Genomic DNA, 7,970 nt, shown 5'->3' on the forward strand with positions numbered 1-7,970 from the left:
TTAGTTCATATATGAATTAACTGTTTGTCACTCTTTAAGACTTAATCTTCAAATAGTTTTTGATGATGTCTTGCGAGTGCCCACACAGATTGTCTGATTAATTGTTAAAGAGCGTGCGACTGGAGTCGCGAGGTGGCGTATACTACGCTTTTCACCTGTAAAGTCAAGTAGTTATTTCTACTTTTCTTTACCCTGCGTCGCTAAAATCCACTTCAAGTGATTGGTTCTATACTGACTCAGTGGGGGCGCATTATAGGGAGTTTTACGCGGCTGGCAAGTAATAATTTGTAAACTTTAGCTGTTTGCTCTTTTTTTCGACAAAAATGCGAAGAAGTAGCCATTTTTAATGCAATTTTTATTTAAGCGCATTAAATTCACGCGCAAAGTATTCAACTTTTTGCCAATCAGTATATTCAATTTCTTTATTTATATTCGTTTCTCCGCCCGTTATTTTCATAATAAATTGGATCATAATACGATCAAACCAGTTATATTGGGGATAACATAGTGCGCCGGCAAACACACTAGTGATAGTCGGTCGCCACGGAGTTTTAGCTAAAAATTTACGTACATAAACATTTGTTTCAGGTGTATCTTTACCTTTTTTCCTGGCCGTTAGATTAACGCCAAAAAATGCACTTGGCATGGTATTCAACTCTTTTTGGTGATTTTGCGCAAAATTTAATACGGCAGGATTAAAATGACCATAACGTATTGAGGCTCCAACTAATACTTTTTGGTAAACAGAAAGATTAAAATTTTTATCCATATTTAAATCTCTGACATCACATTGTTTACCCTCTTTACGTAAATATTCAGTAATTTTAAGTATTATCTTTTTAGTCTGTCCATTTTCACCAGAATAAAGTAGCAAATAGCTCATGAGTTACCTATAAAATTATATAAAGAATTATTCCCGCCAAAAGGTTGGTGTGAAAAGAACCAGTAAGGTGAAAACTTCCAATCGGCCAAATAACATAGTAACGATTAGGATCCATTTTCCCGTTGGATTCATGGTGGTAAAATTTTCAGCTACCGAGCCTAATCCTGGCCCTAAATTATTGAGTGTTGCTGCAATTGAGGCAAAAGCAGAAAACTCATCTACACCGGTAGCGATTAACAATAATAAACTGATAAGAAAAACTAAAGCATAAGCAGAAAAGAAACCCCAAACGGCTTCAATAATACGTTCAGGTAATGCTCTAGCGCCTAATTTTATCGTGTAAACAGCATTTGGATGTACCAAACGTTTTAACTCGCGAGAACCCTGCAAGAATAATAACAAAATTCGAATAACTTTTAATCCACCTCCAGTTGAGCCTGCACATCCGCCGACAAAAGCTGCACAAAGTAATAATATTGGTAGGAAAAGTGGCCAATTTGCAAACCCATCGGTACTAAAACCGGCTGTTGTTGCCACAGAGACAACCTGAAAAAAGGCTTGATCAAATGTTTGAAAAAGTGAGTCGTAAACTGAGTGATATAGAAGTACTAACGTACAAATGACGATCAATACTAACTGAAAACCGATAAATACTCTAAATTCGGGATCACGCCAGTAAATTGTCAAACTACGACCGGATAAAACGGCAAAATGAAGACCAAAGTTACAGCCAGAAATCAGCAAAAAAATAGCAATAATGGTGTTGATAGCAGGGCTATTAAAGTAGCCAATACTTTGGTCATGAGTAGAAAATCCACCAATAGCAACAGTAGAAAAACTATGGGAGATAGCATCAAAGACGTCCATGCCAGCTCCCCATAATGCGATCACGCATACTATAGTGAGTAAAACATAGATTAACCAAAGTGTTTTTGCCGTTTCCGCAATCCTTGGACGCATTTTATTATCTTTAAGTGGGCCAGGCATTTCTGCCCGATAAAGCTGCATTCCCCCTACGCCTAATAAAGGTAATATGGCTACCGCTAAAACAATGATCCCCATACCACCTAGCCACTGTAGCATCTGTCGATAAAAAAGTATTGCTTTAGGTAAAGCATCTAACCCGACCAATGTGGTTGCTCCAGTTGTTGTTAAACCGGAAAATGACTCAAAAAAAGCATCAGTAACCGAAAGATGAGGCCGATCAGCAAAGATAAAAGGTAATGCCCCAACACTACCTAACACGGTCCAAAAAAGGGCAACGATCAGAAAACCTTCTTTAGGTTTTAGATCATGTCGATTATTTCGGTTTGGGATCCATAGGAGCAAACCGATAATTAACGCCGCGACAAAGGTCTGGCTAAAAGCACGCCCTGCTCCATCTCGATAAATCAATGCCACTATGCCTGGAATAATCATAGTGACAGAAAATAAGATAACAAGTAGCCCAACAATTCGGGTTATTGCTCGAAAATGCATGAATGGTTCCTTGAAAATCAAGTTATAACATTAAGATTTAGGGATTAAATTTAACGCGCCTCTACTCAAATTACGTAATTTATCAGCAAACTTTTGTTCAGCATTGGCAGGAAGGGAAATTTCTAATATCACATTTTCACTATATTCCCGCACAAGGATCTGCCCTGCTGATTGTTGTATTAGTTGCTCAACCATTTTTATATGCGCATATTCACAATATATTAAATAATATTTTTGTAGTACTTTTTGCTGCGTGTTTAAAAGACTCAATGCTTGTTGAACACTATTACCATAAGCTCTAACCAATCCCCCAGTTCCCAATTTGATACCACCAAAATAACGAACCACAACCACGCTAATTTCACCAATATGGCTAGCTAATAACTGGGTGATCATCGGCTTACCTGCTGTTCCTGTTGGCTCGCCATCATCAGAAAAACCTAACTGTTGACAATCATCAGGTCTACCTGCGACATAAGCCCAACAATGATGTCGGGCATCCGGGTATTTATGCTTGATAGTTTGGATAAAATTTTTCGCTTCAACAACACCATCAGTATGTTCCAAATAAGTAATAAAACGGCTTTTTTTAATCTCTTCGGTAACCACAACCGATTCTGCAGGTATCAAATAGGCATTCATTATTTTAAATGTAAATTACGCGTCATATTTTCAACTTTATTTTCATATATGATGATATTATCTTCGATACGAATACCACCATTTGGCATAAGGGACGCAATTTTATGCCAGTTAAAAAATTTACTAAACGATCCTTCACGCCAAGGAGCCAATAATGTCTCTATGAAGTAGAGACCAGGTTCAATAGTTAATACCATACCAGGTTGCAAGATCCGTGTGCAACGTAAGAAAGGATAACAGTCTGGTGCAGCCAAAACAGCTCCTGTTTCATCCTGCATAAATCCACCAACATCATGAACTTGTAATCCCAAAAGATGACCTAAGCCATGGGGAAAAAAGGGGGTTGTAAGCCCCTCTTTTATCATTGCCTCTTCACTGATATTGCAAATAATGCCATGATCTAGCAGTAAAGATGCAATATGTTGATGCATCCGATAATGATATTCAGTATAGCGAATACCCGATTTAATTGTATCGATCAATATCTGTTGTTTACTATCCAGGTCGTTAATCAAATTAGCAAATTCATTATTATTTTTGCCCGCATATGTACGCGTAATATCTGCGGCATAACCATGGTATTCAGAACCCGCATCAATTAAAAAACTATACATTTTTTTGGGTGGTTGATATTTCAATTTAGTGTAGTGGAGTACTGAACAATTTTCATTGAGAGCAATGATATTACTGTATGGAACGTCGATATTTCGCTGACCCGTTGCCTGCAAGTAACTAATATTAATATCAAATTCACTCGCTCCTTGATAAAAAGCCTCGCGCGCAGCATGATGACCCGCTATTGCCATTTTCTGCGCTTGCTGTAAGCAACTTATTTCATAGTTTGTCTTATAAGCACGATGGTAATGAAAATAATCTAACACCGATTTATGATTAATATTAACCGCTGAAATACCTAATTCCTTAGCTTGAACAATAGATTCACCAATATAACCAATATGCTTTTTATCTAATTATAACAATCCTTGTTTAATATCATTAGCCTGTTTTAAATGAAACAACTCAAACTCTTTTACCCAAAAGCTGTCCGGTAAGGAGTCAATACTATGCCAATAATCAATTGGCGAATAAAACCATAATTTAGGCTTGCTCACTCCATCAACTAATAACCAACAATGGGCAACTTGAGTAATAGGTAACCAAGCCTTGAAATGTGGATTAGCTCTAAATGGATAATGATAATCATCAAGAAAAACGCCTTGTGGCTCTCCAGAATGGATAAGTAAGGCATTCAATTTATTATTTTTCAATGCATTCTGTGTACGTTGCTGTAATATTTTAATATGTTCTTGATATTGACTAGCAAGATTTTCCATTTTTAGTTCACCTGTTTTTTTATCTCTAATATCCAGCAAAATACCACATTAAATATTATCATTAATTTAATGAATGCGTTTTCCCAATTAAAGTGTCTTCTTTTTATTAATAAAAACAAATAAGTAACTATTAGCGCGGTTTTCAATAACCCAGATAATTTGTTGTGATCAAGTTAGCATATTTTTTATACTTAATTTGCATTTTATTAACAATAAAATCACACTGCTAACACCTGGTCGTACCAGACGGAAATCATAGGAGAACAGTATACTCTATCAAAGTAATACTATTCAGGTTGATTGGATAAAACCCGGTATCGCAAAACTGATTTTTAACTCACCCAATGCCATTAATAAATTTGATATAGAAACCATTAACTCGTTAAATCAAGCCATTGATTCTCTGGAAAACAAAAATACCTTGAGCCAATTAAAAGGGCTTATTCTGATTTCACAAAAATCCACTTTTATTGTTGGGGCAGATATTAAACAATTTCTATCACTATTTAATGCACCAAAGTCACAACTTCAGCAATGGCTTAATTTTGCTAACAGTATCTTTAATCGTATCGAAGATCTACCCATTCCAACAGTAACCGCTATTAATGGTTATGCTTTAGGTGGAGGCTGTGAATGCGCATTAGCAACCGATTACCGTATCGCTGCACCCGATCTTAGAATTGGTTTACCGGAGGTTAAACTGGGGATTATGCCTGGATTTGGCGGTTCAGTACGCCTACCACGTTTAATCGGTTTAGATAACGCCCTACAGATGATTACTACAGGAAAAGATATTGATGCCACAACTGCTTTAAAAAATGGCCTGATTAACGCCATTGTCGCCAAAGAACAGTTACTAAATTCAGCACTCTTACTACTAGAAAACGCCATTGCAAACAAATTAGATTGGCAGCAAGTACGTCAACTAAAAATCCAACCGTTAAAACTGAATAAAATAGAACAAACGATGAGTTTTAATGTCGCAAAAGGTTTGGTCAAGAAAGCGGCAGGTTCACATTATCCTGCACCATTGACCGCGTTAAAAACCATCGAAAAAGCGGCCAATTATGGGCGTAAAGAAGCGTTATTATTTGAAACTGAAGCCTTCATTCCATTGACGCAAACGTCTGTAGCTCATGCCTTAATTAGCGTTTTCCTCAATGATCAATATGTTAAAAATTTAACTAAACAGAGAAGCCAATCAATCGAAGCTCCTATAAAAACCGCTGTGATTGGCGCTGGCATCATGGGCGGCGGCATCGCTTATCAATCAGCACGTAAGGGTGTGCCTATTATAATGAAAGATATTAGTGAAAAATCTCTTCAATTAGGTATGAATGAAGCCGCTCAATTACTAAATAAACAGTTTGAACGTAAGCAAATATCAGCGTTGGAGATGGCGAAGATATTATCTTCAATTACTCCAACGCTCAATTACGCCGGAATTGAAAATGCGCAAATTATTGTCGAAGCGGTGGTTGAAGATCCAAAGGTTAAAGCAATAGTTTTAGCGGAAACAGAAAAATTATTGAATGAACATGCCATACTAGCCTCAAATACTTCAACCATCCCCATCACAAAATTAGCCAATGTTTTGCAGCGGCCGGAAAATTTCTGTGGTATGCATTTTTTTAATCCAGTTCATCGCATGCCATTGGTGGAAATTATCAAGGGCGAAAAAACTAGCGAGAAAACTATCGATACGATAACCGCCTATGCCAATAAAATGGGTAAAACGGCTATCGTTGTCAATGATTGTCCAGGTTTTTTTGTTAATCGAGTGCTGTTCCCTTATTTGTCTGGCTTTAATTTACTATTACAAGATGGCGCTGATTTTTATCAAATTGATAAGATCATGGAAAGTCAATTTGGCTGGCCGATGGGGCCTGCTTATTTAATAGATGTTATTGGTATTGATACCGTACAACATGCTAAACAAGTCATGGCAGACAGTTTTCCAGCCCGACTGACAAAAAATGAGCAAGATGCTATAGCCGTTATATTCAATCATCAACGTTATGGCCAGAAAAATGGCGTTGGCTTTTATCAATACGTTACCAATAAAAAAGGAAAAATAGAGAAACAACGCGATCCTATAATTAACGACTTATTAGGCAAATTTGGCGCTAGCAACAAACAGTTCACCGAGCAAGACATTATCATGCGTATGATGATACCGATGATCAATGAAGTGGTTCGTTGCTTAGATGAACATATTATCGCCAGTCCTGCTGAAGCCGACATTGCTCTGGTATACGGCTTAGGTTTTCCACCATTCAGAGGCGGTGCTATTTGCTATCTTGATAGTCTCGGTCTCGAAAATTATATCGCACTGGCTGAAAAATATGCCTCTTTAGGCCCTTTATATGCCATTCCTGCCAGTTTAAAAACCAAAGCAGAAAAACAAGCGAGTTATTATCCTACACCAGAAAAAATCACCTTTAACAGCAAATAATAGGCTTAAGGTCGTGATCATGGAAAATATTGTAATTATTGATAGTATACGCACACCAATGGGACGTTCCAAAGGTGGCGCTTTTCGCCAGGTCAGAGCAGAAGAGCTATCTGCCCATTTAATGACACAATTATTAAGCCGTAATCCGGCCCTGAATAACAATAAAAATGATATTGACGATATTATCTGGGGATGTGTACAACAAACTTTAGAGCAAGGATTTAATATTGCTCGCAATGCGGCGCTATTAACAGATATTCCCCATACGGTACCTGCAGTAACGGTTAATCGACTGTGCGGTTCCTCCATGCAAGCATTACATGATGCCGCTCGCTTTATTATGTCAGGTGATGCAAATGTTGTGCTTGTTGGTGGTGTTGAACATATGGGACATGTTCCAATGACGCATGGTATCGATCTCAATAGTAAAATTGCTGTTCATGTTTCTACCGCTTCGGCTTCAATGGGATTAACCGCTGAGATGCTCACCAGACAGTACCAAATCAGTCGTGTTGAACAAGATGAATTTGCATTACGTTCTCACCAAAGGGCGGCTGAAGCAACTAAACAGGGATGGTTTAATGATGAAATCGTAGCAACTGTGGGCCATGATATTGACGGTAACCTAGTTGCTATCAAACAAGATGAAGTCATTCGATTTGATGCAAATTTAGCCAGTCTAGCCACTTTATCGCCGGTCTTTGATCCTGTTTGCGGCTCAATCACAGCAGGAAATTCCTCAGCATTGTCAGATGGAGCATCATCCATACTCGTTACCAGTGAAAAATATGCTAAAACACGAGAACTAAGAATAAGAGCTAAAATTCGATCCATGTCTGTAATGGTCAACAAATTCTGTAGAAGATCTAAGCGGCATTTTTTAGTTCATGATATTTTTGATGTGGCGTTAAATAACCAATCGTTGAATGGCGTCGATAATAATTGTAAAACTGAATATAATTTTCAACTTCACAGACAACAGATTGATGATTCATAAACGATAAACGGTTAAGTCTTTCTGTCTTTAAACTCCTAAAAAATCTTTCCATCACGGCATTATCGAGGCAATTACCTCGCCGACTCATGCTTTGAGTTATTTTCCGTTCAAAGAGGTGCGCCCTAAACTCCTCCGATGAATATTGGCAACCTTGATCTGAATGGAACATCAAACTTGTCG

At 37.7% G+C, this 7,970-nt stretch carries 5 protein-coding genes and 2 pseudogenes; 2 read left to right on the forward strand and 5 right to left on the reverse strand.

Translation table 11 applies throughout. The features are described from left to right. Positions 1 to 355 precede the first annotated feature (355 nt). The 4 genes and pseudogenes from hemG to pepQ all read right to left on the reverse strand — a co-directional run bounded on the left by hemG (position 356) and on the right by pepQ (position 4,338). The gene (gene hemG / locus G468_RS0115015) at positions 356 to 883 is read right to left on the reverse strand and encodes a menaquinone-dependent protoporphyrinogen IX dehydrogenase (protein ID WP_026823771.1); all 528 of its coding nucleotides are present in this window, start codon (positions 881 to 883) and stop codon (positions 356 to 358) included. Positions 884 to 910: 27 nt separating this feature from the next. Then, positions 911 to 2,362 (reverse strand): Trk system potassium transporter TrkH, encoded by a 1,452-nt coding sequence (gene trkH, locus G468_RS0115020; protein ID WP_026823772.1) that lies wholly within the window; start codon positions 2,360 to 2,362, stop codon positions 911 to 913. A 30-nt stretch (positions 2,363 to 2,392) separates the two neighbouring features. Beyond that, positions 2,393 to 3,004 carry an IMPACT family protein gene (locus tag G468_RS0115025; RefSeq protein WP_026823773.1) on the reverse strand — a complete coding sequence of 204 codons (612 nt, stop codon included), beginning with the start codon at positions 3,002 to 3,004 and terminating at the stop codon, positions 2,393 to 2,395. Further along, a pseudogene (gene pepQ, locus G468_RS21320) lies at positions 3,004 to 4,338 on the reverse strand (Xaa-Pro dipeptidase). The gene G468_RS0115025 and the pseudogene pepQ overlap by 1 nt, the downstream one beginning before the upstream one ends. 268 nt (positions 4,339 to 4,606) lie before the next feature. Here pepQ and fadB point away from each other — a divergent pair. Both fadB and G468_RS21325 read left to right on the forward strand, forming a co-directional pair. Continuing rightward, a complete protein-coding gene (gene fadB, locus G468_RS0115035; RefSeq protein WP_026823774.1) occupies positions 4,607 to 6,793 on the forward strand; it encodes a fatty acid oxidation complex subunit alpha FadB in 2,187 nt (728 codons plus the stop codon). Positions 6,794 to 6,812: 19 nt separating this feature from the next. Beyond that, positions 6,813 to 7,637, forward strand: a pseudogene (locus tag G468_RS21325) (acetyl-CoA C-acyltransferase); the annotation flags it as partial. Between the two features lie 22 nt (positions 7,638 to 7,659). Here G468_RS21325 and G468_RS23120 read toward each other — a convergent pair. Next, positions 7,660 to 7,970: integrase core domain-containing protein (locus tag G468_RS23120; RefSeq protein WP_155847011.1), on the reverse strand; the 311-nt coding region annotated here is incomplete at its 5' end.

This window comes from Arsenophonus nasoniae DSM 15247 (assembly GCF_000429565.1).
GTDB lineage: Bacteria > Pseudomonadota > Gammaproteobacteria > Enterobacterales > Enterobacteriaceae > Arsenophonus > Arsenophonus nasoniae.

Coding starts and splice junctions, on each gene's coding strand:
- G468_RS0115025 (WP_026823773.1), bottom strand. CDS start 3,004: ATGAATGCCTATTTGATACCTGCAGAATCGGTTGTGGTTACCGAAGAG.
- hemG (WP_026823771.1), bottom strand. CDS start 883: ATGAGCTATTTGCTACTTTATTCTGGTGAAAATGGACAGACTAAAAAG.
- trkH (WP_026823772.1), bottom strand. CDS start 2,362: ATGCATTTTCGAGCAATAACCCGAATTGTTGGGCTACTTGTTATCTTA.